The 23,774-nt window shown below is 65.1% G+C and carries 24 protein-coding genes; 6 read left to right on the top strand and 18 right to left on the bottom strand.

Going from position 1 to position 23,774, the window contains the following annotated elements; translation table 11 throughout:
- Positions 1–87: 87 nt before the first annotated feature.
- The 3 genes from HBF25_RS15170 to HBF25_RS15160 all read right to left on the bottom strand — a co-directional run bounded on the left by HBF25_RS15170 (position 88) and on the right by HBF25_RS15160 (position 2,575).
- Complete coding sequence (locus HBF25_RS15170) at positions 88–1,080, bottom strand: sensor histidine kinase (RefSeq protein ID WP_166949853.1); 993 nt, start codon at positions 1,078–1,080, stop codon at positions 88–90.
- A 26-nt stretch (positions 1,081–1,106) separates the two neighbouring features.
- Entirely contained in the window at positions 1,107–1,841 is a 735-nt protein-coding gene (locus tag HBF25_RS15165; protein ID WP_166949851.1) for a response regulator transcription factor, read from the bottom strand.
- 119 nt (positions 1,842–1,960) lie between these two features.
- Complete coding sequence (locus HBF25_RS15160) at positions 1,961–2,575, bottom strand: arylesterase (protein WP_166949850.1); 615 nt, start codon at positions 2,573–2,575, stop codon at positions 1,961–1,963.
- Here HBF25_RS15160 and HBF25_RS15155 point away from each other — a divergent pair.
- Together HBF25_RS15155 and HBF25_RS15150 are read left to right on the top strand one after the other, a co-directional pair.
- Complete coding sequence (locus HBF25_RS15155) at positions 2,574–3,260, top strand: ABC transporter ATP-binding protein (protein WP_166949848.1); 687 nt, start codon at positions 2,574–2,576, stop codon at positions 3,258–3,260. The genes HBF25_RS15160 and HBF25_RS15155 overlap by 2 nt on opposite strands.
- Positions 3,257–5,740, top strand: a complete 2,484-nt coding sequence (locus tag HBF25_RS15150) for an FtsX-like permease family protein (RefSeq protein WP_166949846.1) — start codon at positions 3,257–3,259, stop codon at positions 5,738–5,740. The genes HBF25_RS15155 and HBF25_RS15150 overlap by 4 nt, the downstream gene beginning before the upstream one ends.
- A 260-nt stretch (positions 5,741–6,000) precedes the next feature.
- Here HBF25_RS15150 and rimI read toward each other — a convergent pair whose 3' ends face one another.
- Genes rimI through pssA form a run of 3 tightly spaced genes read right to left on the bottom strand, consistent with a single transcriptional unit; the run spans position 6,001 to position 7,731 of the window.
- Complete coding sequence (gene rimI / locus HBF25_RS15145; protein WP_166949844.1) at positions 6,001–6,474, bottom strand: ribosomal protein S18-alanine N-acetyltransferase; 474 nt, start codon at positions 6,472–6,474, stop codon at positions 6,001–6,003.
- A 5-nt stretch (positions 6,475–6,479) separates the two neighbouring features.
- The gene (locus tag HBF25_RS15140) at positions 6,480–6,941 is read right to left on the bottom strand and encodes a DNA polymerase III subunit psi (protein ID WP_166949842.1); all 462 of its coding nucleotides are present in this window, start codon (positions 6,939–6,941) and stop codon (positions 6,480–6,482) included.
- A 4-nt stretch (positions 6,942–6,945) separates the two neighbouring features.
- A complete protein-coding gene (pssA, locus tag HBF25_RS15135) occupies positions 6,946–7,731 on the bottom strand; it encodes a CDP-diacylglycerol--serine O-phosphatidyltransferase (protein WP_166949840.1) in 786 nt (261 codons plus the stop codon).
- Positions 7,732–7,878: 147 nt separating this feature from the next.
- On the opposite strand from pssA, the gene HBF25_RS15130 reads away from it, so the two are divergent.
- From HBF25_RS15130 to HBF25_RS15120, 3 genes are all read left to right on the top strand, one after another.
- On the top strand, positions 7,879–8,292 hold the full coding sequence (locus tag HBF25_RS15130) for a DUF4124 domain-containing protein (RefSeq protein WP_166949838.1): 414 nt from the start codon (positions 7,879–7,881) through the stop codon (positions 8,290–8,292).
- 49 nt (positions 8,293–8,341) lie between these two features.
- Complete coding sequence (locus HBF25_RS15125) at positions 8,342–10,039, top strand: proline--tRNA ligase (protein ID WP_166949836.1); 1,698 nt, start codon at positions 8,342–8,344, stop codon at positions 10,037–10,039.
- Between the two features lie 198 nt (positions 10,040–10,237).
- Positions 10,238–10,567, top strand: a complete 330-nt coding sequence (locus HBF25_RS15120) for an H-NS histone family protein (RefSeq protein WP_166949834.1) — start codon at positions 10,238–10,240, stop codon at positions 10,565–10,567.
- A gap of 266 nt (positions 10,568–10,833) precedes the next feature.
- Here the strand turns inward: HBF25_RS15120 and HBF25_RS15115 are convergent, their stop codons facing one another.
- From HBF25_RS15115 to hemP, 11 genes are all read right to left on the bottom strand, one after another.
- Positions 10,834–12,117: a threonine/serine exporter family protein gene (locus HBF25_RS15115; protein ID WP_166949833.1), complete on the bottom strand. Its 1,284-nt coding sequence runs from the start codon at positions 12,115–12,117 to the stop codon at positions 10,834–10,836.
- Positions 12,110–12,562 (bottom strand): NfeD family protein, encoded by a 453-nt coding sequence (locus HBF25_RS15110; protein ID WP_166949831.1) that lies wholly within the window; start codon positions 12,560–12,562, stop codon positions 12,110–12,112. Before HBF25_RS15110 ends, HBF25_RS15115 begins: the two co-directional genes overlap by 8 nt.
- A 5-nt stretch (positions 12,563–12,567) precedes the next feature.
- Positions 12,568–13,527 carry an SPFH domain-containing protein gene (locus HBF25_RS15105; protein WP_166949829.1) on the bottom strand — a complete coding sequence of 320 codons (960 nt, stop codon included), beginning with the start codon at positions 13,525–13,527 and terminating at the stop codon, positions 12,568–12,570.
- A 54-nt stretch (positions 13,528–13,581) separates the two neighbouring features.
- On the bottom strand, positions 13,582–14,943 hold the full coding sequence (locus HBF25_RS15100; protein WP_243853256.1) for a sensor histidine kinase: 1,362 nt from the start codon (positions 14,941–14,943) through the stop codon (positions 13,582–13,584).
- A 35-nt stretch (positions 14,944–14,978) separates the two neighbouring features.
- Entirely contained in the window at positions 14,979–16,313 is a 1,335-nt protein-coding gene (locus tag HBF25_RS15095) for a sigma-54-dependent transcriptional regulator (protein ID WP_166949825.1), read from the bottom strand.
- An 88-nt stretch (positions 16,314–16,401) separates the two neighbouring features.
- Positions 16,402–17,622 (bottom strand): ABC transporter permease, encoded by a 1,221-nt coding sequence (locus HBF25_RS15090; RefSeq protein ID WP_166949824.1) that lies wholly within the window; start codon positions 17,620–17,622, stop codon positions 16,402–16,404.
- A 5-nt stretch (positions 17,623–17,627) separates the two neighbouring features.
- On the bottom strand, positions 17,628–18,932 hold the full coding sequence (locus tag HBF25_RS15085; RefSeq protein WP_166949822.1) for an ABC transporter permease: 1,305 nt from the start codon (positions 18,930–18,932) through the stop codon (positions 17,628–17,630).
- Between the two features lie 36 nt (positions 18,933–18,968).
- The gene (locus tag HBF25_RS15080; protein WP_166949820.1) at positions 18,969–19,679 is read right to left on the bottom strand and encodes an ABC transporter ATP-binding protein; all 711 of its coding nucleotides are present in this window, start codon (positions 19,677–19,679) and stop codon (positions 18,969–18,971) included.
- Positions 19,680–19,717: 38 nt separating this feature from the next.
- Positions 19,718–20,989: an efflux RND transporter periplasmic adaptor subunit gene (locus tag HBF25_RS15075; RefSeq protein ID WP_166949818.1), complete on the bottom strand. Its 1,272-nt coding sequence runs from the start codon at positions 20,987–20,989 to the stop codon at positions 19,718–19,720.
- A gap of 197 nt (positions 20,990–21,186) precedes the next feature.
- Positions 21,187–21,750 (bottom strand): hypothetical protein, encoded by a 564-nt coding sequence (locus HBF25_RS15070; RefSeq protein WP_166949816.1) that lies wholly within the window; start codon positions 21,748–21,750, stop codon positions 21,187–21,189.
- Between the two features lie 91 nt (positions 21,751–21,841).
- Positions 21,842–22,039 carry a hemin uptake protein HemP gene (gene hemP / locus HBF25_RS15065; RefSeq protein ID WP_166949814.1) on the bottom strand — a complete coding sequence of 66 codons (198 nt, stop codon included), beginning with the start codon at positions 22,037–22,039 and terminating at the stop codon, positions 21,842–21,844.
- Positions 22,040–22,282: 243 nt separating this feature from the next.
- Between hemP and HBF25_RS15060 the strand changes: the two genes are divergently transcribed.
- Entirely contained in the window at positions 22,283–22,756 is a 474-nt protein-coding gene (locus HBF25_RS15060) for a hypothetical protein (RefSeq protein ID WP_166949812.1), read from the top strand.
- A 24-nt stretch (positions 22,757–22,780) separates the two neighbouring features.
- Here the strand turns inward: HBF25_RS15060 and HBF25_RS15055 are convergent, their stop codons facing one another.
- The gene (locus HBF25_RS15055; RefSeq protein ID WP_166949810.1) at positions 22,781–23,701 is read right to left on the bottom strand and encodes an MASE1 domain-containing protein; all 921 of its coding nucleotides are present in this window, start codon (positions 23,699–23,701) and stop codon (positions 22,781–22,783) included.
- Between the last annotated feature and the right edge of the window lie 73 nt (positions 23,702–23,774).

Here is a 23,774-nt window from a genome sequence, read left to right as displayed (position 1 = left end):
GCGCGCGAGGCGCGCTCCTACAGAAGGTCGATGCGCTGTCGTAGATGCCGGGTCGCGCGCAAGGCGCGCTCCTGCGGAGATCGGGTATTACGCTTCTACGGGCTGGGGGTTGGGGAAGCGGACGCTTGCGATGCGGCTGGCGCCGGGGAGGGCCCGCAGTTCCAGCGGCCACTGGAAACGATCCGACAGGCGTCGGGCGATGGCGAGGTCGAAACCGTGCCGGTCTACCGAGGCGTGTCGGCGACTGCCCGGCTCCGGCGCATCCACTGCCGGGTTGATCACGCTGACACTGCCTGGCATCACCGTGACCACGATGGTGCCCTGGTCGGTCTGCTGCAACGCGTGGCGGATCAGCTGCCCGCACAGCACGGCGAATACCCGCGGCGAGGCATGCAGGGCAAAGGTGGCCGGCTCGTCGAGGATCAGCTCCACCGGGCGCCCGGCGATCAGCTCCCGCGCGTGATCCACTTCCTGGCGAAGCACCGTGTTGACGACGAAATCCTCTTCCGAGAGCCCCTGGTCGGACTCACGCGAGAGAATCAGGAACGCTTCCACCAGGGATTCCAGCTCGCGCGTGGAGCGGCGGATGCGCTCCAGCGAACGATGGCCGAATTCCGACAGATCCGTCTCGTCGGCCAGCATGTCCGAGGACATCTTGATCACCGTGAGCGGACTACGCAGTTCATGACTGGCGTCACGAGTGAAGTTACGTTCGCGCTCGCCGAAGCCCTCGATGCGCGAGGCCAGCCCGTGCAGACCGCGAATCAGCGACGACACATCCGTGTCGGAACGCTTGCCGCCCTCGTCCTGCAGGCGATCCATGTCCGGGCGATCGGGGTCCCAGCCATCGAGCAGGCGGGCCAGCGCGGCGATGGGCAGCCACTCGCGTGACACCGCCAGCCACGCCAGGCCAGCGGAACAAAGCATGATCGCTACCGCGGCGCCCAAAGGCGCCACGTTATTGGCCGCCATGATCGAGGCGATCACGACCACCAGCGTCTGCAATCCGAAAACGACGGCAATGCGAGCGCGGAATGATCCGCGCCGACGCCGGGTCCCCTGCGAACGGCCCTCTTCCATCGGTTACATCCGTTCCCTCATCCGCATCAACCCACGTGCTGCGACGCTGCCGCGACTTCGGAGTCGAGGTCGGCCAGGCGATAGCCCGCCGAATGAATCGTGTGGAGCAACGGGCGATCGAACGGCTTGTCGATCACGCGGCGCAGGTTGTACAGGTGGGAACGCAGGGTATCCGAATCCGGCAGGGTATCGCCCCAGATCTCGCGCTCGATATCGCGGCGGCTGACCACCCGCGGCGACTCGCGCATCAGGATCGCCAGCAGCTTCAGGCCGATGGGCGAGACGGTGAGTTCCTGGCCGGCGCGGGTCAGGCGCAAGGTGGCGGTGTCCAGGGTCATATCGCCCACGGTGAGCACCTCGGAGGACACCTGGCGACGATCACGGCGGATCAGGGCACGAAGGCGGGCCTCCAGCTCACGGACCTCGAAGGGCTTGATGAGGTAGTCGTCGGCGCCGGCTTCCAGGCCGACCAGCTTGTCTTCCAGCGTGTCGCGGGCCGTCAGCATGAGCACCGGCGTGGACTTCTTGCCGTCCTTGCGCAGCTTGCGGCAGACATCCAGACCATCCATGCCGGGCAGCATGAGGTCGAGCACGATCACGTCGTAGCTGTTGGACACGGCCAGATGCAGGCCGCTCACGCCGTCGGCGGCGTAGTCGACCGAGTAGCCCCGGCGCTCCAGGAATTCACCCACCATCTCGGCGATCTGCCGATTGTCCTCGACGAGGAGGATCAGGCCAGACTGTTCGTCGCGTGTGCTCATCGCTCCACTCCTTTCGCTGATTCACAAATGTGAAGAGTTAACGGCCGGACCGGTGAGAACAGCGTGAAGACCGAAAACAAGTGTTCATTCTGGGTAGGAGAACGTCGACGTTTCGTCGTTTACTTCAACATCGGCGCAAGCGCTTTCCATACATTGTCGGCCACGCGGGGCTCACCACGGGCCGTGGGATGCAGGCCGTCGTCCTGCATCAGGGCCGGATCCAGCGCCACGCCATCGAGCAGGAAGGGCACCAGGGGCACGCTGTGCTTCGTGGCGGCGTCGGTGTAGACCTTGCGCAGGCCGTCGCGATATTGCGGCCCGTAGTTCACCGGCAGTTCGATGCCCAGCAGCAGGACACGGGCGCCGGCCTTCTTCGCCGCGTCGATCATCGCATCGAGGTTGCCGGCCAGTTGCCCCAGCGGCAACCCCTGCAGGCCATCGTTTGCGCCCAGCTCGATCACCACGATGCCCGGACGCTCCTTGCTCAATAAGGCGTTGAGGCGGTTACGGCCGCTCAGCGAGGTTTCGCCGCTGATGCTGGCATTGACCATTGTCCAGGGCGTCGCCATCTTCGAAGTACGCGCGTCCAGCAGACGTACCCACCCGGCTTCCACCGGGATGTTGTGCGCCGCCGACAACGAGTCCCCGAGCACCAGCACCTTGCGTGGCGCGTCCGCCGCGGAGGCGATGGCGCACCAGACGAACAGCAACAGGACCATCAGGCTACGACGCATGAACGATTCTTCCCGTGTTCTTCTCGAAGTAAGGGATGTTAGCAAGTCGGTTTTCGGTCCGGAGGGACAGCTGGACATCCTCTCGGGGGTGAACATGGAAGTACACGCCGGGGAAAGCTTCGCCATCGTCGGCGCCTCCGGGTCGGGCAAGACCACCCTGCTGGGCCTGCTGGCCGGACTGGACGTGCCTTCGTCAGGAAGCATCCGCATCGATGGCCAGGCCCTTCAAAGCATGGATGAGGAAGCCCGCGCGGCCGTGCGGCGCCGTCTGGTGGGCTTTGTCTTCCAGTCGTTCCACCTGCTCCCGGCCCTTACGGCCGAGGAAAACGTGATGCTGCCGCTGGAGCTGGAAGGCGACGATTCCGCCCGCGAGCGGGCCCATGCGGCACTGGATACCGTGGGGCTGGGCGCCCGGCGTCGGCATTACCCGGCCCAGCTGTCCGGTGGCGAACAGCAGCGCGTGGCCTTGGCCCGCGCCTTCGTGCATCGCCCGCGCATCCTCTTCGCGGACGAGCCCACCGGCAATCTCGACCAGCACACGGGCGAGCATGTCGGTGACCTGCTCTTCGACATGAACCGCCAGCATGCGACCACGCTGATCCTGGTCACCCACGATCCCCGCCTGGCAGCGCGCTGCGCCCGCTCGGCGGAGTTGCGCGAGGGTCGCCTCGGGGTGGCCGCGTGAACGTCGGCCGGCTCGCCCTGCGGACGCTGAGGCGTGAATGGCATCTGGTGGAACTGCGCACCCTCGCGGCGTCGCTGGTCCTGGCGGTGATTGCGCTGGGCGTGGTCGCCACACTCTCCACCCGGCTTGAGCGGGGCATTCTCGCCAGCGCCGCTGAACTCATCGGCGGCGACGTCGGTATCACGGCTCCCGCCCCACTCCCCGCGGCACTGCAACGCTCGGCACAGGATGACCGTCTGCGTTCGACGCGAGGAGCCCAGTTCCGCAGCGTGGCCTTCGTGGGCGAGCACAGCCAGTTGCTCGATGTACTCGCCAGCGACGCCGCCTATCCACTGCGCGGTTCGCTGGTCGTGCAGGGCGCGGATGGGCATGAACGCGATGCCCACGGTCCCGGTCCCGGCGAGGTCTATCTCGACCACCGCGCCATGGTCGGCCTGGGCATCCGCGTGGGGCAGACGGTGCAGATCGGCGGCCACGACCTCAGGCTGGCCGCCGAGCTCGTGCGCCAGCCCGATGGTGGGGAACTCTTCGCGCTGGCGCCGCGCGCCGTCATGAACCTCGACGACGCCGACAAGGCCGGGCTGCTCTCCGTCGGCAGCCGTGCCCGTCATCGCCTGCTGGTCGCGGGTGACCCGGGGGACGTCGCGCGCTGGCGTTCCGCCGTTGAAAGTGCCCCTCTGCCAGCGGGTGGAGAACTGATCACCCCCGAGAAGATGCAGGAACGTATGCGCAGCGCCTTCGACCGCGCCAGCGCCTTCCTGCGCTTGACGGCCCTGCTCTCGGCCCTGCTTGCAGGTGTCGCCATCGCCCTGGCATCCGCTCGTTACGCGCGACGCAAGGCCGGTGAGGTCGCGCTGCTGCGCGCCCTGGGCACGCCGAAGCGCCGCGTTGCCGCCCTGCTGGTGACCACGCTGGCGATGCTCGCCATTCCTGCCGCGGGGCTGGGGATGCTTATCGCGCTGGGCTTGTCGGAAGGCGCCTGGTACTTCGCCCGGCAGCTGTTCGACAACATCCCGACCACGCTGCCACTGGGCCCTGCCTTCGCCGCTGCGGCCATGGGCCTCGCGGTGCTGGCCGGTTTCGCCCTGCCGCCTCTCGTTCGGCTGGCCGAGGTGCCGCCCGTGGCCGTGTTCCGCGAATCGATGCAGCGCCGGGTGCGCCGTTTCGACGGCCTGTACCTCGTTCCGCTGCTGACCGCCGTCCTGCTGATCTGGATGCAGAGCGATTCGGTGCGGCTGGCTGGCATCCTGGCGGTAAGCCTCGCATGTGTCGCCGTCGTGGCAGCGGGCCTGGCAGGTCTGCTGCTGGTGGTGGCGCGAAGGGTCGCTCCCGGTGCGCATCCCGCGCTGCGGCTCGGCTTGGCCGCTCTGGCGCGGCGCCGTGGCCTGTCGCTGGTGCAAGCCACGGCCCTGTCGCTCGGCCTGTGCGCGTTGCTCCTGCTTGCCGTGATCGCCCCCTCGCTGCTGGACGGCTGGCGGCGCGAGCTTCCCGCCGACACCCCGAACTGGTTTGCCCTGAACCTGCAGGACGACCAGCGCGATGCATTCTCGTCGGCATTGGCCCACATGGGTGCGAGCAAGATGAACATGATGCCGCTGGCCGTCGGCAAGCTGACGACGATCAACGGCAAACCGGTGGACAGCATCGCCTTCGACAGCGACGAGGCAAAGGATTCGGCCGACCGACAGCTCCGGCTGTCGTGGAGTGACGAGCTGCCGCCGTCGAACCGGATCGTGGCGGGCACGTGGCCGGGGTCATCGCCTGCGCAGGCCGAAGTGTCGATCGATACCTCGTGGCGGGACCGTTTTCACCTCAAGCTCGGCGATACGCTGGGCTTCGAGGTCGGCGAGGGCACGGTGAACGCGCGCGTGACCAGCGTCCGCCAGGTGGACTGGAGCTCGTTCCGGGTCAATTTCTTCCTCATGCTCGATCCGACCCACGCGAGCGAACTTCCGCATACCTGGCTCACCAGTTTCTACCTGCCCCGTGGGCATGCCGATGAGCTTTCGCAGCTGTCGCGCAGCTACGGCAATCTCAGTCTGATCGACGTCGATGCGCTGCTCGACCGGGTTCGTGAAATCGTGGACCGGGTGGGGGCTGCCGTGCGCTGGGTGCTTGGATTCAGCCTGCTGGCTGGTGCATTGGTGCTGGCTGCTGCGCTGGCGGCCAGTGCGCAGGAGCGGCGCAAGGAGGCTGCGCTGCTGCGCACGCTGGGCGCTACACGCCGTCAGCTGCGTGCGGCGGCTGCGTGCGAGTTTGCCTTGCTGGGGTTAGTCTCGGGTCTCACTGCAGCTTTGGGCGCCACCGGTGCCGGGCTATGGCTGGGCAAGGCGGTATTCCGTATCGAGCATTTCGTGCCGCCGTTGTGGCCGCTGGTGGGGGCTGCTGTACTGGCCGCGCTGGTGGTGATGGGCATTGGCCTGCTGGGCACGCGACGGGTGCTACGTACCTCGCCGATGGCACTGTTGCGGGAAGGCTGAAACCGGTCGCGCGCAAGGTGCGCTCCTACACAAGCCACCCTGTAGGAGCGCGCCCGCACGCAACCAGCCCAAAGCCATCCCACACCGCCCGAAACCGCTCCCGTAGGAGCGCGCCTCGCGCGCGACCAGCCCGAAGCCATCCCGCACCGCCCCGAAGTCTTTCCTGTAGGAGCGCGCCTCGCGCGCGACCAGCCCAAAGCCACCCCGCACCGCCCCGAAGTCTTTCCTGTAGGAGCGCGCCTCGCGCGCGACCAGCCCGATCACTCGCCCGGCAACATGTCCAAAGCCATGACAATGGCTTCTTCGCGCCCGTTCCTGGCAGGGTAATACGCAGGCCGTCGACCAATCTCGGCGAAGCCCAGCGTCTCGTACAACACCTTGGCCACCGGATTGGACGGACGTACTTCAAGAAACACTCGCTCGGCCCCATACCAGCGGGCAAGATCGAGCAGGCGCCGCATCATCCGGCGTCCATAGCCGAGCCCGCGATGGGCCTCGCCGATGCAGATATTGAGTACATGCGCCTCGCCCGCGGCAACCGACAGGATGCCGTAGCCGGCAATCTCGCCGTCATGCACGATCACCCAGCAGTTGTGACCGGCTTGCAGGCAATCGCGGAAAATGCCCGAACTCCAGGGAAACTCGTACGACGCATGCTCGATGGCCGAAACGGCGTCGACGTCGTCCCGGCGCATCGCGCGAATTTCCGTAGAAGGGCGAGTCACGGCGACCATCGGCGTCACTCCTTCGGCAAGGCACGCCCAAGCGCGCGCAGCGCATTCCACAACCGGCGCTTGGCAGCACCGCTGGTGAGCAGCGCAGAAGGCGTATCGAGCAGCACGATCTGTGCGGCGCTCATGACGGAGGCAGGCAGGTCACGACCCAGTGCACGGGCCTGCTCCTCGCCGAAGACGAGATAGGCGGCTGCCACCGGCACCTGTCCGAGCCCCTGGGAGCCCACCTCCAGACGCGCAGCCCTGCCTGTTGAAGGGCCAAACGCCCGCAGCGCGCGCCCGACGAGGTCCAGTTCGCGCTCGCTGCATCCCGACGGGAGGATGACGATGCAATGAACCCCTTCGACAGGAAACGGCACCTCGTTCGCTGCCTCCGCCTCTGCCACGGAAACGGCACCCGCGGCACGCAGGCGCCACGGAGTGACGCCCATGGCCTTGAGGAGGCGCTCACGACGGGGCTGCATCATCCGCTTACTCCGGCGTCCGGGCGTGACGACGGGCACGACGACGATGCGTCGCGCGACCCCAGATGGTCATCACCGGACCGGAGATCGTGTAGATCACCATGCCCGCAAACAACACACGCGCGGTATCGATCAGCAGCAACACGACGATGAGCACAGCCGCGATCAGCCATATGAAGGGCACGCGATCGCCCTTGGGCCATGCCTTGAAGCTGAAATAGCGGACGTTGCTCACCATCAGCAGGCCCGCGATGACGGCCAGCGGCATGGCGAAAAAGGCCACCGACGGGCCGGGTACGTCGAACTTTTCCATCGTCCAGACGAAGGACATGCACAGGCCGGCAGCCGCCGGGCTGGCCAGCCCCTGGAAGTAGCGCTTGTCGGCCACCCCCACCTGGGTGTTGAAACGCGCAAGGCGAAGCGCGGCACAAACGGCGTAGATGAACGCCGCCGCCCAGCCGATCTTGCCCCAGACCGGTCCGTAATCGACCAGCGAGGACAGCGCCCAGGTGTACATCACCAGGGCAGGTGCCAGCCCGAAACTGACCAGGTCGGACAAGGAGTCGTACTGGACGCCGAATTCGCTCTGCGTATTGGTGAGACGGGCAACACGGCCATCCATGCCGTCGAGAATGCCGGCCACGAAGACCGCCAGGGCGGCCGTCGCATAATGGCCGCCGATCGCGGAAACGATGGCGTAGAAGCCGGAGAACATGGCTCCGGTGGTGAAGAGATTGGGCAGCAGGTAGATGCCGCGATGGCGCGGCCCCCGGGCTTGGATCGGTTCGCTCATGGTCCAGTGGCTCGAAATGGGCCTCCAGTGTAGCCCAGGCGTCACGAAGCGTCAGGGGCGGGTCCCGCAAAGCGCGACCTGCGTCGCTTGCGGCGCCATCGGGCCGATGCTACTTGTGTGCGCCTCCCACTTCGCCGGACCGCCGCCATGCGCCGCTGCCTCGCTCTCGCCCTGCTCTTCGCCGCCTGCCCTCTCGCCTTCGCCCAGGCCTATAAATGGAAGGATGCCCAGGGCGTCACCCATTACACCGACGCGCCGCCGCCCGGGAAAACGAAGTACGAAACCGTCAAGGTGGCAACCAGCGACCCCGCGCCTGCCCAGGATGCTCAGGGAACAGCAGCGGCCGCCAAGCCTTCGAAGGATGCCGCTGGACGTGCAGACACCCCGGCCAATCGCGAAGCGCTCTGCAACCAGGTGAACCAGAACATCGCCACCCTCCAGAACGAGAAGGTGGTGACCATGGACGATGGCAAGGGCGGAGTGAAACAGGTGGACGAGGCCACCCGCCAGGCCGAGCTGAAGAAAGCCCAGGCACAGGCGACGCTGTACTGTCCCGCCTGAACGCGTGCGGCCGCCCTATAATCATTGCTTTCCCCCGGATTCATCGCAGATGCGCCTCAGCCAGTTCCACCTAGCCACTGTCAAGGAAGTCCCCGCCGACGCGGAAGTCGCCAGCCACAAGCTGATGCTGCGCGCCGGCATGATCCGCAAGCTCGCCTCGGGCCTGTACACCTGGACGCCGCTTGGCCTGCGCGTGCTGCGCAAGGTGGAGGGCGTAGTCCGCGAGGAAATGGTCCGTGCCGGTGCCGTCGAAATGCTGATGCCGTCCGTGCAGCCGCGCGAGCTGTGGGAAGAAACCGGCCGCTGGGAAAAATTCGGCGGCCAGTTGCTGAAGATCAAGGACCGCAAGGAGCAGGAGTTCTGCTACGGCCCGACGCATGAGGAAGTCATCACCGACTTCGCGCGCAACGAGCTGAAGAGCTACAAGCAGCTTCCGTTGAATTTCTTCCAGATCCAGACCAAGTTCCGCGACGAGATCCGTCCGCGCTTCGGCGTGATGCGTGCGCGCGAATTCCTCATGAAGGATGCCTACTCCTTCCATGTCACCCCGGAATCGCTCGGCGAAACCTACAAGGTGATGTACGACGCCTACTCGCGCATTTTCACCCGCCTGGGCCTGGAGTTCCGCGCGGTGGACGCCGATACCGGCGCCATCGGCGGTAGCGCCAGCCATGAGTTCCAGGTGATCGCCGATTCCGGCGAAGACGCCATCGCGTTCTCCGATGCCTCGCCCTACGCGGCGAACATCGAAAAGGCCGAAGCCCTGGCTCCCACCACGGAGCGCCCTGCCCCGGGCGCCGCGCTCACACGGGTGGATACGCCCACCCAGCGCACGATCGAGGAAGTCACGGCACACCTCGGCGTGTCCGCCGCGCAAACGGTCAAGACCATCCTCGTCCGCGGCGCGGAAGGCCTGGTGGCCCTGTGCGTGCGCGGCGACCACGAGGTCAACGAAGTAAAGGCTGCGCATCTCGCCGAGCTGCCGGACGAATCCGAACTGGCCACCGAGGAAGAAATCCTCGCCGCCACGGGCACCCGTCCCGGCTTCATCGGTCCGGTAGGCCTGCCCGAGGGTATCCCGGTCATCGTCGATCGCAGCGCGGCCGTGCTTGCCGACTTCGTCTGCGGCGGCAACCAGGACGGCACCCACTACACCGGGGCCAACTGGGAGCGCGATGCACGGGTCACCCGCGTGGCGGATATCCGCAAGGTCGTCGAAGGCGATCCGTCGCCCGACGGCCAGGGCACCATCCGTTTTGCACGCGGCATCGAGGTCGGCCACATCTTCCAGCTCGGCCAGAAGTATGCCGAAGCCATGGGTGCGGGCGTACTCGACGAACAGGGCAAGATGCGCACCATGTACATGGGTTGCTACGGCATCGGCGTCAGCCGCATCGTGGCGGCCGCCATCGAACAGCGCCACGACGACAACGGCATGATCTGGACCGACAGCATGGCGCCGTGGCGCGTGGCCGTCTGCGTGATCAATCCGAAGAACGATCCGGTCGTCACCGAAGCGGCCGAATCGCTCTACCGCGACCTGGCCGACCGCGGCGTGGAAACCGTGCTCGACGATCGTGGCCTGCGCCCGGGGCCGATGTTCGCCGACATGGAACTCATCGGCATCCCGCATCGGGTCGTGGTGAGCGGCCGTGGCCTCGAAGGCGGCACGTTCGAGTACCGTGCCCGCACGGATGCGGAGGCCCGCAACGTCAGCCGTGACGAGCTCTTCGCCCTGCTCGGCTAAAACCCGCATCCGTTATTTCCGATTATTGATGTCGGTAATGGCCTATTTAGTAAAGAAAATGCCCGGTCAATGACCGGGCATTTTGCTTTTTGGATGCCTTTTGGTTAAAAATCCCCGCGCGGCTCCATTCGGCGATCAATCGCGGGGAACGATCAGGAGCCCATCATCTTTTTGCGTTGCACCACTCGGGAGACCCTAATGGCCGTCGATATCAAGAATCTCAATCATAATCAGCTCACCGACCTGATCGCCAAGGCACAGGCCCGCCAGGGAGAGCTGTCGAAGGAACGGACTTCCAAGGTACGCGAGCAGATCCAGGCCATCCTCAAGAAGGAAGGCGTCACCCTCGACGACGTGTTTCCGTCGCGCGGTGGCGCCAAGTCGAAGCGCGCCGGCACCACCGTCGCCGCCAAGTTCCGTGATCCGGCCAATCCGGAAAACACCTGGTCCGGCCGCGGCAAGCGTCCGCGCTGGTTCAACGATGCGCTGAAGGCCGGCAAGAAGGAAAAAGACCTGCTCATCGGCTGATTCAGTCGGATTTGCGGTAATTCGCGAAAAAGCCCCGGGTTAAACCGGGGCTTTTTCTTTACGAATATCGGGTGAAATATCGCAAGCACCCGCCATAATCGGAGGGCTATTCACCGAGTCAAAAAGAGGCAAACCAATCAGCCGGCCCATCCCCCTCTAGGAGCGCGCCTCGCGCGCGACCGTACGAGGGATGTTGGCACGTTGATGGATACCGCTTCGTCAGCGGTCGCGCGCGAGGCGCGCTCCTACAAAATCGCGGCCTACGCTCAGAGCGAACGGCGCGGTGCCACCAGCAGGTCGCCGAACAACAGGCCCGCCACCAGCGACACCAATAACGTGACACCCAGCAGCCCCGTATCCATGCCCAGCGACGCATCGCGATCCAGCAGGTAAGACACGCTGCGGAAACTGACTGAGCCCGGCACAAGCAGGATGATGCCCGGCTCGCGAATCACTGCACCGGGCTGTTGCGCGTAACGCGCATACACGTTGCTCAGGGCACCTAGCAGCAACCCTCCGACGAACACGCCGAATGGTGCACCGGGCAGCGAACCGGAAATGCTGCCGCCCCATCGCGTGGCTAAGTAACCGAGGATCACGGCACCCATCACCACCGGCCAATCCTTGCGTGCGGCCCGGAACAGGATCGCGAAGGAGAATGCGCCCAGGATCAATGAAGGCCAATCAGCCCAGGCAGGCAACGGCGGCAATGCGTAGTTGCGCGGATCGATACCGGCGGCCTCACACAGCTGGCTGGCCGCAACGGCACCAAAGGTGAGCTTGAGCAACGTGGCCACGGCACCGGCCATGCGCGCGGTACCCGCCACCAGATGCTGGCTGGATATTTCGCGCACCGCCGTGGTGAGCGCCATGCCGGGGAGCAGGACAATGAGACTTCCCAGCACGACCGACTTCATGGCCAACGGTACGATGTAGGCACTGACCAGCGTGGCAATGATCGTCGCCACCATGGCACTGATGGCTTCGCTGGCAGCGGCCAGTCGCGGACGATTGCCGGAGGCCACCGTGATGCAGCCGATGATCACGCCGATGACGCCCGCCGTGATGAGATCGGGCCATGCGCTATGCAACAGCAGGGCCACGACGCTTGCTGCGCACAGGCCATAGCTGGCAACCAGGCCGAGCTTTTCCCGGAAGGAATCCGGTGCACCCAGCTTGCGCAGCAGATGGAAGCCTTCGCGCAGTTCAAGCTGGCCGTCGATCACGGCATCAGCGATGCGATCGGCTTCGCAAAGGCGTGCGAGGTTCACGTCGCCCGGTGGCAGGCGCATGACCTGGGTGACCTGGGCCACGCCGTCCTCGCCCTGGGCCAGATCCGCGAACGAGACGATGATGGCCGTGGGGCTGGACCAGACATCGGCGGCAAGACCCAGCCGCTGGGCTGAACGCGCAATGGCGGTTTCGAGACGCGGAGCCGTGGTGCCGTACTGGTGAAGACGCCTCGCCAGTTCGGCGAGAAAAGCGATGCGGGTGTTGATCGCCGTGGTGGCGAAGCTCACCGGTACGCTGAGCGGGGCGGCCTCAGGCAACGTCCACCGCCTTCACGCGCAGGGTAGTTCCGTCCACGCCAATCACTTCCACCGAGGCCCCCAGCGGCAGATCGGGGCCGGAGACCAGCCACATGCCATCACCGACACGTGCCTTGCCTCGCCCTTGCACAATCGGCTCGCAAAGCACATAGCGCTGCCCGATCATCTGTTCGCCGCGCCGGTTGAGCCGCTCGTTGCCCGACGGGGTGCGGTCGATGCGAGGACGCACGAGCTTCCAGTAGGCAAAGCACGAAGCAAAGGCGAACACCGTGAACAGCACGGCCTGCAACAGTGGCCCGAGATCGGGTACGGCGAAGACGACAATACCCATGGCCGCCGCCGCGATGCCGATCCACAACATGAAATAGCCGGGCAGCATCACCTCGCCGGCAATGAGCGCCAGCGCGATGATCCACCAGAGGTAATGCAAGGCGATATCGCTCATGGCATTCAGCGTGGCAGCGACGGCGTGCGGGGCGGGAGTTCGGGATGGGCCTTCTGCTGGCTCGCCAGCGAATCCTTTGCCAGTTCGGCAATGCCCGCAAGCGAGCCAAGGATGCCGGTGGCTTCCATGGGCAACAGCAGGGTCTTCTGGTTGGGCGACTTGGCCATCTCGACCAGCGCTTCGACGTACTTGGTGGCCACGAAATAATTGAGTGCGTTCACGTCGCCACCGGCGATGGCCTCCGAGACCATGGTGGTGGCCTTGGCTTCGGCCTCGGCGAGGCGCTCACGAGCTTCGGCTTCGCGGAAGGCGGCTTCCTTCTTGCCCTCGGCCTCGAGAATGGCCGATTGCTTTTCGCCGTCGGCCTTGAGGATGGCCGCCTGGCGGAAGCCCTCGGCATCGAGGATGTTCGCGCGCTTCTCGCGCTCGGCCTTCATCTGCCGGGCCATGGCATCGACCAGATCGCGCGGCGGCGAGATGTCCTTGATTTCGATGCGGGTGACCTTGACACCCCAGGGATGGGTGGCCTCGTCGACCACGCCCAGCAGCTTGGCGTTGATGGCGTCACGCTGGCTCAGGCTTTCGTCGAGGTCCATGGAGCCCAGCACCGTGCGGATGTTGGTCATGATGAGCGCGAGGGCCGCGGCTTCCAGGTTGGATACTTCGTAGGCCGCCTTGGCGGCGTCGAGCACCTGGTAGAAGACCACGCCGTCGACCTTGACCACGGCGTTGTCCTTGGTGATGACATCCTGCGAGGGGACGTCGAGCACCTGCTCCATCATGTTCATCTTGCGCCCGATGGAATAGACGAACGGGATGAGGAAATGCAGGCCCGGGCTGAGCGTGCCGGTGTACTTGCCGAACATCTCGACCGTGAACTCGTAGCCCTGGGGCACGATACGGACCAGCTTGGCGATGACGATCATCACCACGACCACAATGACCAGCGCTACGAAAGCTCCCATGACCGCTTTGCTCCCTCTCCCGTGGATAACGTCAGGGAGTATAGGCGAACCGTGTCAGGGCGGACCGCCGGGCAACACCATGCTCACGCGCAGGCCGCCCCCTTCCCGATTGGCCAGTGAAATCCGCCCTCCGTGGGCCTCGGAAATTTCGCGAGCCAGGGCCAGTCCCAGGCCGGTACCGGAGCGTTTCGTGGAATAGAACGGCAGCAGGGCCTGGGCCAGCACGGTCTCGCTCATGCCCGGGCCCCGGTCGGATACCTCGATGAGCATGTCGCGCCCCAGGCCATGGACAGTCAGGGTAACGCCGTCGGGGTCGCCACCGGTTTCGTGGGCATTCTTGATGAGGTTGATCAGCACCTGCTCGATCTGGCTGGGATCGAACCAGCCGGGTTGCTCCGGCAACGATGCGGCAACGCGGAAGCGCGCATGCAGGGAAAGGCCTTCGAGGAACGGCTCCCACGGCACGTAGCGCGACTGCGGTACGGGCAGCTTGGCGAAACTCGCATATCCGGCGATGAAGCCGTGCAGATGGCGGGCGCGATCGCCGATGGAGGCGAATACCCCCGGCAGGCGTTCCAGGTCACCACGCCGCGCCAGTTCCGCGCCCGAGTGGGACAGCGAGGTGATGGGCGCCAGCGAATTGTTCAGCTCATGGCTGATCACGCGGATCACCCGTTTCCATGTGTGCACTTCCTGGCGGGAGAGCTCGCGGGTCATGCGTCGGTAGAGTTGCAGGCGATGAGGCCGCCCTTGCAGGCGGAATCCACGCTGGGACAGGTGGAAGGTCTCTTCGCTACCCTCCATTTCCACGGTGAACAAGGCGTCCTCGCCACCCGCGGCAGCATCCCGCAGGTTTTCCGGCATGTCGACCAGCAAGGTGTCGAAGTCGAGTCCGGCGAGTGTCTTGCCCTGGTTGAACAACTGGCGGGCGGCGATGTTGGCATAGGTGACCTTGCCTGCACCGTCGGTCAGCACGAGTGCCACCGGCGTGTTCTGCACCACGGTGTCCAGCAGCAACTCGCGTTGGGCCAGGTGCTGGCGCTGGTCGCGCAGTGTCTGGCCCAGTTCGTTGTGTACGCGGATGAGATCGCCCAGTTCATCACGTCGCTTCGTGCCGATCGACATGTTGAAGTCGCCGTCACGGTAGCTCGCCACCGCGCTTTCCAGGGCCCGCAGCAGGCGGCGCAGCGGTTCGACGATGGCGTGTGCCGCCAGGGCGGAAAGCGGCAACAGCACCAGGGCGCAGATCACCAGCGCGGTGGCGATGTCCACGGGCTCGGCAGCCAGCTTATGCACGGGGCCGCCTTTGACCGGTGCCTCACGAATCCAGGTCAGCAGCTGTGGGAACGGCCAGATGGATACGCCCGCGAACACGAGAGCCCCCATGGCCGCGGAGCCCGCGACGATGAGGGTCATGCGTCCTTCGAGCGAAAAGGGCTTCATGGTGCGGGTCAGAGCACCAGGCCGTAGCGCTCCATGCGCCGGTACAGCGCCTGGCGGGACAGACCCAGGCTGCTGGCGGCCCGGCTGACTACGCCACCAGCGGATGCCAGTGCCGCCTCCACGGCTTCGCGACTGGGCTCGTCGAGGTTGCGGCTTACGACGGCGGCAGGCACGGGGAGATTGAGATGCACCGGTTCGATACGTCCGTCGGATGCCAGCAAGGCGGCACGCGCGATGGCGTTCTTCAGCTCGCGGACATTGCCCGGCCACGCATGGGCAAGCAGGGATTCACGGGCATCCTCGCTGAGCGTTGCCTTGCCATCGAGAAAGAACTCCGCCAGCGGGAGGATGTCATCGCTGCGTTCCGCCAGGGGCGGCAGGTTCACTTCAATGACGTTGAGCCGGTAGTAGAGATCTTCGCGAAACGTGCCCGCGGCGATCATGGCCTTCAGGTCGGCATTGGTGGCGCTGATGACGCGCACCTTCACCTGGCGGGTGCGGCCCGAACCCAGGCGCTCGAACTGGCCGGTTTCCAGCACCCGCAGCAGTTTCATCTGGCCGGGCAGCGGCAGGTTGCCGATTTCATCCAGGAACAGCGTGCCGCCGTCGGCCATTTCGAAGCGTCCTTCGCGCGCCTTGTTCGCCCCTGTATAGGCACCGGCATCCGCACCGAACAGTTCGGCCTCGATCAGTTCACCGGGCAGCGCACCGCAATTGACGGCCACGAAGGGGCCGCGACGGACGGCCGAATTGGCGTGGACAATCGCGGCGATACGCTCCTTGCCTGCCCCGTTGGGACCCGTGATGAGCACGGGCACCTCCGATTTCGCCACCTGGCAGGCCAGCTCGATGGTGCGCCCCATGGCCTCCGAGGCGAAGACGAGGCCATCGAGGTCGTAGCGGCTCTCAAGTGCTTCGCGGCGACGGCGACGCTCCACGCGGGCGCGCGTCACCTCACGCGTGGACTCCGACAGTTCGAGCAGATTCTCGACCGTGGTGAGCAGCTTGTTGTCGTCCCACGGCTTGGCCAGGTAATCCGTAGCGCCGGCCTTGACCAGTTCCACGGCGGTTTCCAGGTGGGTCCATGCCGTGAGCAGGATCACCGGCAGGTCGGGGTGACGTGCACGGATCGAACGATAGAGCGCCACGCCCTCCTCGCCCGAGGTGGTATCCGCCGTGAAGTTCATATCCTGGATTACCACGTCGATGCGCTCGCGAAGCAGCATGGCAAGCCCGTCTTCCGGCGTGGAAGCCACGAGCGGGCGGATGTCGCGAAGCGACAACGCCAGTGACAGGGCCTCGCCTACGGCAGGGTTGTCGTCGACGATGAGTACGGTGCGCATCTTGATCCTGGGCATGGGGGTGCGATGCACCCCGGCGACAAAAGGTTTGAACGGACGGTAGCGGAGCGTATCTGCCCGGTCCAGTCGTTCAGCTACGGGTCGCCACGACGGGCGGAACGGATGCCGCACGCAGGGCCGGCGACAGTACCGCAAGCTGGCCGAGCAGCCAGAGGATCACCGCGCCAAGGGGCAGGTAAAGCACGGGCAGCCGGGGTAGTTCGTACTGGATCACCAGGAACAGGCTGATGCCATAGGCCAGGACCATGCCGATCACGATGCCAAAAGTCGCCAGCAGGAAGTTCTCGGTCTGGAAGTAACGCAGGATATCGATCTTGCGCGCCCCCAGCGCCCGCCTGACACCGATCTGGCGGCGCCGCTGCGCCACCCAGAAGCTGCCCAGCCCCACGATACCCAGCGCGGTGACGATCAGCAGCGCGATGCAGGTGGCGATGAGCCAGCCTGCCGTGGCCCGATCCGCCGCGAAGAAGGTCTCACGCTGTTTTTCCAGAGTGGTTTTCCTCGTGAGCACACGGCGCGGGTCCAGCGCCTTCAGCTTCGCCACGGCCGCGTCCAGCACCTTGTCGCGCTGGTCGGGCGTCGTCCGCATGACATAGGTTCCGCCCACACCCGCATCCGGGCTGACGCGAACCGGCAGGATCATCGAGTAGTCCTGCTGTCCGGATGCCCACTCCTGCGCGGTGACCAGATGGCGCACGATACCCACCACCCGCGAAGGCTCATCGTAGACGTAGATATCCTTGCCCAGTGCGTTTTCCCCGGGAAACAGGCGCTGGGCCAGCGTTTCGCTGAGGATGACGGCACGCGGCGAGGATCCGGCCTTGCCCGCGTTCATGTCGGTCAACCAGTGATATTCACCGGCATCGAAATCGCGCCCGCTCGTCAGCTCCAGTCCCAGCGCAGGAACGATGCCTTCGCCGTAGTACGAAGACACCGTCACCGTGGGCAGCTTCTGATCCGGCGTGAGCTTGATCGACGAGCTGGAACCGGAATACCCGAAAGGCGTCTGTGCCAGCAAGGCGGCTGACTTCACGCCGGGTACCGCACGCAGGGCCGCGAGGTCTTCGAGGGTACGTGCCTGGGCATCGCTGTTCCTGCCGATACCCGACATCCGCAGGATCGTCACTTCGTTATCGGCCGCGCCGCTCACGGTATGAATGCGATCGAGCCGGAGGCCGATAAGGAATACCGCGTTGCAGACGATCGCACAGGTGAGCGCGATCTCCAGCACGAGCAGGATGGCCGTTACCTTGTGGCGACGCAGGCTGGCAAGGATGGGAAGAATATCCATGGACATCACTGCGTCTTCAGTTGCAGGGCGGGTGCGATGCGGCATGCGCGCCATGCGGGCAGCAGGCCGGCGACGACGGTACTGGCGACCGCGAACACGAACGTCAGGACGAGCATGGACAAATCCAGATGAGCCAGCCCGGCGTAACTGTCAGGTTGCATGCGCACAAGCCACAAGCCCAGCAAGGCCAGCACCAGGCCACCGATGCCACCCGCCACGCCGATCATGCCGGCCTCGGTCAGCAACTGGCCAAGAATCTCCTGGCGAGTGGCGCCCAAGGCGCGGCGCACGCCGACCTCGCCTGACCGGCGGAGGAACTTCGCCAACATCAGGCCCACGGTATTGACCAGGCACACCAGCAGGAACCCGAACGCCAGCCATGCCTGCAGCTTCACATCGCCGGGCACGACTTTCTTGAAATCCAGCCAGGCCATGACGTCATACAGGCGGACATTGGGTGGCCTCTCGAAGCGACCGTGGTCATGCTGTCCACGTGAATAATTGATCAGGTACTCGTGGTAGGCGTCGCGCTTTTCCGCGGAATCCAGTTCCACCCAGTACTGCAGCCACGTACACGACTGCGTTTCCATCTCGGCTTCCGACGACCGGCCGTTGCCGTAGCAGTTGACCGAGCCCGAATGCGTGAGGGCCAAGTCGCGCGAGGTTCCCAGTGGCAGGTAGATCTGCTCCCCGTTGCCGTAATTGGAAACGTCCAGGTCATGGAAATGCGGCTGGGGATCCCAGTCCTCCATCACGCCCACCACCCGCAGGCTTGCATCGCCAACGCGAAGATCTCTCCCCACGCTGTTTTCGCCATGAAATACCTTGTCGTTGAGGCGACGGGTGATGACCACCACGCGGGAACGCGCTGCGTCGTCCCGGGCCGTCCAGCCGGTTCCGTAGATGAAGTGAATATCGAACATCGGGAAGATGTCCGCCGTGCTGTAACGGGAGCCCGTGTAGAACGGATCCAGCGATCCGTCGGCCGGCGTAACGGCTACGTTGCCACCGGTCATCAGCGCCTGGCGATCGGCCCTGGCCTCACGCAACAGGTTCATGCCATCGATCCAGGTGACCTGATCCAGCGGAGGGGTGCCTTCCTGGTAGGTGGTGATCGGCTCGGCATCGACGGCCACGCGAAAAACACGATCCTCCTTGCCTGGCAGCGGATTGCCGGAAAGCACATGCACCACGGTGAGCGTGGTCATGGTGGCGCCGATACCCATGGCGACAGCCAGGATCATCAGGATCGTAAGACCTTTGTTCCTGCGCAGGCTGAGCACGGCCAGCTCAAGGTAATAGACAAACATCGTGTTTCCTCAAACGCTACAAGCGGCTTCAGCTGCTCAGGGGTGTGCCACGTGAGCGTGGGTATGGAAACGCGGTTCCTCCGCGAGATCCACGACCTGGCCGTCGATGACATGCACGTTTCGCTGTGCACGGGCCGCCAGTTCCGGATCGTGGGTGACCATGACGATGGTGGCGCCCTCGCGATGGATTTCTTCCAGCAGTTCCATCACGCCACGGGCCATCTGCGTATCGAGGTTGCCCGTCGGTTCGTCCGCGAGCAGCAGGCGCGGCGACCCGGCAAGCGCGCGGGCGATGGCGACGCGCTGCTGTTGGCCGCCGGACAATTCGGCCGGATAGTGCTTTGCACGGGACGCCAGGCCAACGCGCTCCAGTGCATCCATGATGCGCTGCTTTCGCTCGGCCGCTTTCATGCCCCGGTAACGCAGCGGCACTTCCACGTTGTCGAACACGTTGAGATCGGGAATGAGGTTGAACGCCTGGAAGATGAAACCGATCTTCTCGTTGCGGATGCGCGAACGGGCGTTGTCGTCGAGCTTGCTCACCTCCACGCCATCGAGGTGATACTCACCCCCGGTGAACGTCTCCAGCAGGCCCGCGATGGTCAGGAAGGTGGTCTTGCCGGAACCCGACGGCCCCGTCACGGCCACGAATTCGCCCTCCTTCACGTCGATGTTGAAATCGCGCAGCGCATAGGTCTCGACGACTTCCGTGCGGTAGACCTTGGCGAGATGGTTCATCTTGAGCATGGCGGTTCCCTCGGTTGAATACGGTATCGATGATGCGATCAGCGGCCGATCGCGACGTGTTTCGAATTGCCAAAGGCATCGGCGCCGGAGACCACGATGCGGTCGCCTTCCTTCAGCCCGTCAAGTATTTCGACCTTGTCGATGCTGCTTGCACCGACACGGATATCGTGGCGATCAGCCATGCCGTCGTTGACCAGGTAAGCGTAGCGACCGCCACTCTCGTCGACGAACGAGCCGCGTTGCACCGTCAGCACGTTTTCACGGCGATCCAGCAGGACACGCACCGAAAGACGCTGGCTCTGGCGCAGCTGCTGCGGTGTGCTGCCGTCAAAGCGCAGCCGGGCGGCCACTTCACCGTTGACCACTTCAGGGGAAATGGCACTCACCTTGCCCGTCCAGGTCTTGCCGTTACCTGCGATTTCGCCCGGCATGCCGATGGCGAGGTCACGCGCGAAGCTTTCAGGAACCTTCATCTCCACTTCGAGCGCCGACAGGTCGATGACGCTCAGCAGCTGGGCATCCTTGGCAACGGTGGCGCGCTCGGCAATGAACAGCTGACCCACCTGGCCGTCCACAGGCGACTTCACGTCGAGGTCGTCCACCTGGCGCTCCAGCTCCTTGACCATGAGCAGCTGGCGCTCGTGGGCGATATTCTTGGCCTGCACATCGAAGGTGAGGCTGTCGTTGTCCATGCCCATGTCCGACTTCGCGTGCAGCACGGCGACGTTGGCCTTGTCGAGCGTCGACTTCGCCTTGTCTACATCCATCACCGGCACGGCGCCCTTGTCATAGGCAGTCTGGTAACGCTTGAGGTCACGCTGGCCGGCGGTCTGGTCGATGAGCGCGTTATCCAGGGTCTTCTGCAATTCACCGCGCTTCTTGCGCGCCTCGATCTGCGCACGCAGGTAATCCACCTGCATCGCATCGGCCGATGAACGCTCCTGGAGAAGTTTATTGGTGAGTTCGGGGCTGCTGATAGTCGCCAGCACCTGGCCTTTCTTCACTACGTCACCTGCGTGCACCTTCAGCACGACGGCACCGGGTGATGTCGCGTAGAGCGTAGGGCTCACCGCCGCCACGACCTTGCCCTCCGCCGCGATATCGCGCACGAAGGGCCCGCGGGTCACGGTGGCTATGGTGAGCCGCGACTGGCTTACCGAGGCTTCGGCAGAGAACAACGACGACAGCCTCGGCACGGTCAGCGCCAGGACACACAGCACTGCCACGCCGCCGCCGGCCAGTAGCAGCTTGCGGCGCCGGCTGGGGCGCACTTCGACGAGGCGGTCCTGGGCAGAGGTGTCGCGGATCATGGGCTGTCCCTGAAGGTCTTTACGAAAGACCTAGCAGGGAGCATGCCAACAATGAAGGGATTGGGCGCCAACGCATGGCGCCCAGGACAGTGTGTCCGCGGACACTCTCGAGCGGACACAACAACAGCCGGTCCCGTAGGAGCGTGCTTGCGCGCAACCGGGCATCGCGATGATGCCCGTCGCGCGCAAGCACGCTCCTACACGGTGATGGCGACCGACTCGGACACGGCGATGTCGCGCGCGACACCGCGACCCAGCGACGAAATGCGTACGTCCTGCGCGCCCAGCACGTCGAATCCGACGAGGCGGCGTCGCTGGAAGCTCAACACCCGGGCGCGGCAAGCCCGCAGCCAAGCGCGATCCGGGACTCGCCGGGAGGGCGCATCGACAACGATGGCGTCGGCGAAGAGGCCATCCCAGGCAAGGTAATCGGTATCCGGCAGGAGGTAGATACGGGCCAGCGTGTCGCCATCGGCGCTCACGCAGTCGATCCATTCGCGCGGTCCCTCTGCCGTCACGGCACAGGTCAGGCCGACGTGGCGTGTAGCCAGCAGTGGTGCGAGGTCGGCCGATTCCACCAGGCAACCCACAGGTACCGGCGCACCGGCCGGGCAGGTGACGGGGCGTGGCGCGAGATAAAGCACCCCGCCAAGTTGTCCCAGCCCCTCGACCAGCGTACGGGGGGAGACCGCGAGCCAGCGGATGGTGGAGGCGGAGCGATGGCGTGCGTGCACGCCGAAGGATGCGAGCCAACCGAACATGGGCGTCTCCCGGTGACGGTTCGTCTTCTGGAGTGCCTGGCTGGGCCGTGCGGGAGGGACGGCTGGCTTGGCGGCGGGGAGATCTGGGTTGTTACTTGGTGAGGATGAGCTTGTCGTTGCGCGTGAGGCGCAGGTGGTACTCCGCGCCCTGGTGTTCGATGACCAGTTCGCGGGAGCCATCGAGCAGGTTCTTGCTTTCGATGCGACGGGCGGCGGCCGGTGCGGTACGCAGCGGGACGACCTTGTCGCGGGAGGCGTTGTCGTTCAGGGGAAGCGTTCTCATCAACATGGCAGGTACTCCGCGGTGGGGGTGCGCAGTTGATGATAATGATTCTCAATTACTCGTCAAGAGGGTCTGGCGCGCCGATATGCCGATTCGGAAATTCCTTATATGCGTCTTTGCGGCAAAAAGGTACGTAACCACCACGTTACGCCGCATTTCGCTGACGAAAACGACCCGATACGTGCATCCGACCTAGGATACCCGTGCCCCGGCACCCCGCCGTGGCCTACCCGAACAGGAACCAGACCCATGAACAAGCGCATCCGTCTTTCACTCCTGGCCATGCTCCTGCCGATCGCCGCACCGGCCCTGGCCGATTCCTCCACGGCGAGCACGGCAGGGCTTGGCCAGTCCTGGCCGGCGACCGCCGACGTCAGCGCCAGCGGCCATTTCCATGTCTACCAGTTCGAGCGCGCAGGTGTCCGCTACGTGCAGATCAACGACCTCAACGGCATCGTGCGCGCCGCATTCGGCGTGGCCGGCGGCCAGGTCTTTGCTCTTCCGATGGGTGCGGACACGACCCGCCTTGCCACGGCGTCGCAGGCAGCATCCGCGCCTGCACAGGATGCCAATGGGGAGACGGTGTATCGCTCTGACGACGTACAGGTGATCGCCTATCCGCAGCCGTCGGGAACCGTGATCTTCCAGGCCATCCAGGGTGAATGCACCAAGGGACCCGAGGAATGCGGTGCCCACTTCAACGCCACGTCGCCGTCCCAGTAATCGCCAGGATGCAGGTCGCTTTCGTCAGTCACGCAGCGGAAGCGTGGCTGGCGAAGGCATGGTCGCCACGATGCGCCGGGAAGCCACCATGAGGATAGTGGAGAGCACCGCTGCGAAAACGGCTTGTGCCTGGATCATGGCAGGATCGCGGACGATCGCCGACGTGGTGGCCAGCGCGACACTGGCCAGCGTGCCGCACAAGGCAGCCCCGTGCCAGCCGTGGCGCAAGGCCACGAAAAGCACCGGCAGCACCATGGCGATGCGACAGGCCATCAGGGCGGCGCCGTTGAGATGCGCGGCACCGAAGGCACCGATGGCGAGGAATCCCGCCGCCAGCGCCAGGTCACGCGCAAGCGGCCCCTGCCAGATCGTGCGCAGGTCTTTCTGCTGCACCAGAAGACGCAGCGCCACCAGACTCGGGGCCAGGGTCAGCGCGCCAAGATAGCTACCGAGCAGGTAGGCGAAAAAGGCCTGTAGCAGGCGGACATACGGAACGGCCTGCCCCGGCTCCGTTGGCCAGAGGGCTCCCGCCAGCATCACGTCGTTCACGATGGCGGCCAGCAGGGCGCAGACGAGCGATGCCGTGCCGAACAGCAGCATATTGACCGAGCCATCGGGCAGGAACAAAGAGGCACGCCTGCGCAACCAGAGCATGACCGGAATACAGGGAATGATGACGGGGAACGACGCGAACAGCCCATACCACCAGCCGAACTGCGGGATGAGCATCAGGCCATTGGTCATCACGGGCAGCGCCTCGCCCGCCACGAGGGCGATCCAGTAACGCCGGGGCACGAGCAGCAGGCAGGCAAGCCGGATGCCCGCCGGGAGCATCCAGTGCGAGAACGAAAAGTACCGCGCAACCTCCCAGACCGCGGCATAGGCCGCAGCCACCGCAATCTGTTCGTGCCAGGCAACCTGGCGCACTTCGGACCTGTCGTTCAAGGGGGCATCCTTCCCTGGCGGGACGGGGGGCGTGCTGCCGTGATAGCTCAGCCCAGGATTGGCGTCAAACTTG

It is taken from the genome of Luteibacter anthropi (genome assembly GCF_011759365.1).
Classification (GTDB): domain Bacteria; phylum Pseudomonadota; class Gammaproteobacteria; order Xanthomonadales; family Rhodanobacteraceae; genus Luteibacter; species Luteibacter anthropi.
The sequence above is the reverse complement of the archived record's forward strand: the minus strand, read 5'-3'. Positions and strand labels throughout refer to the sequence as shown.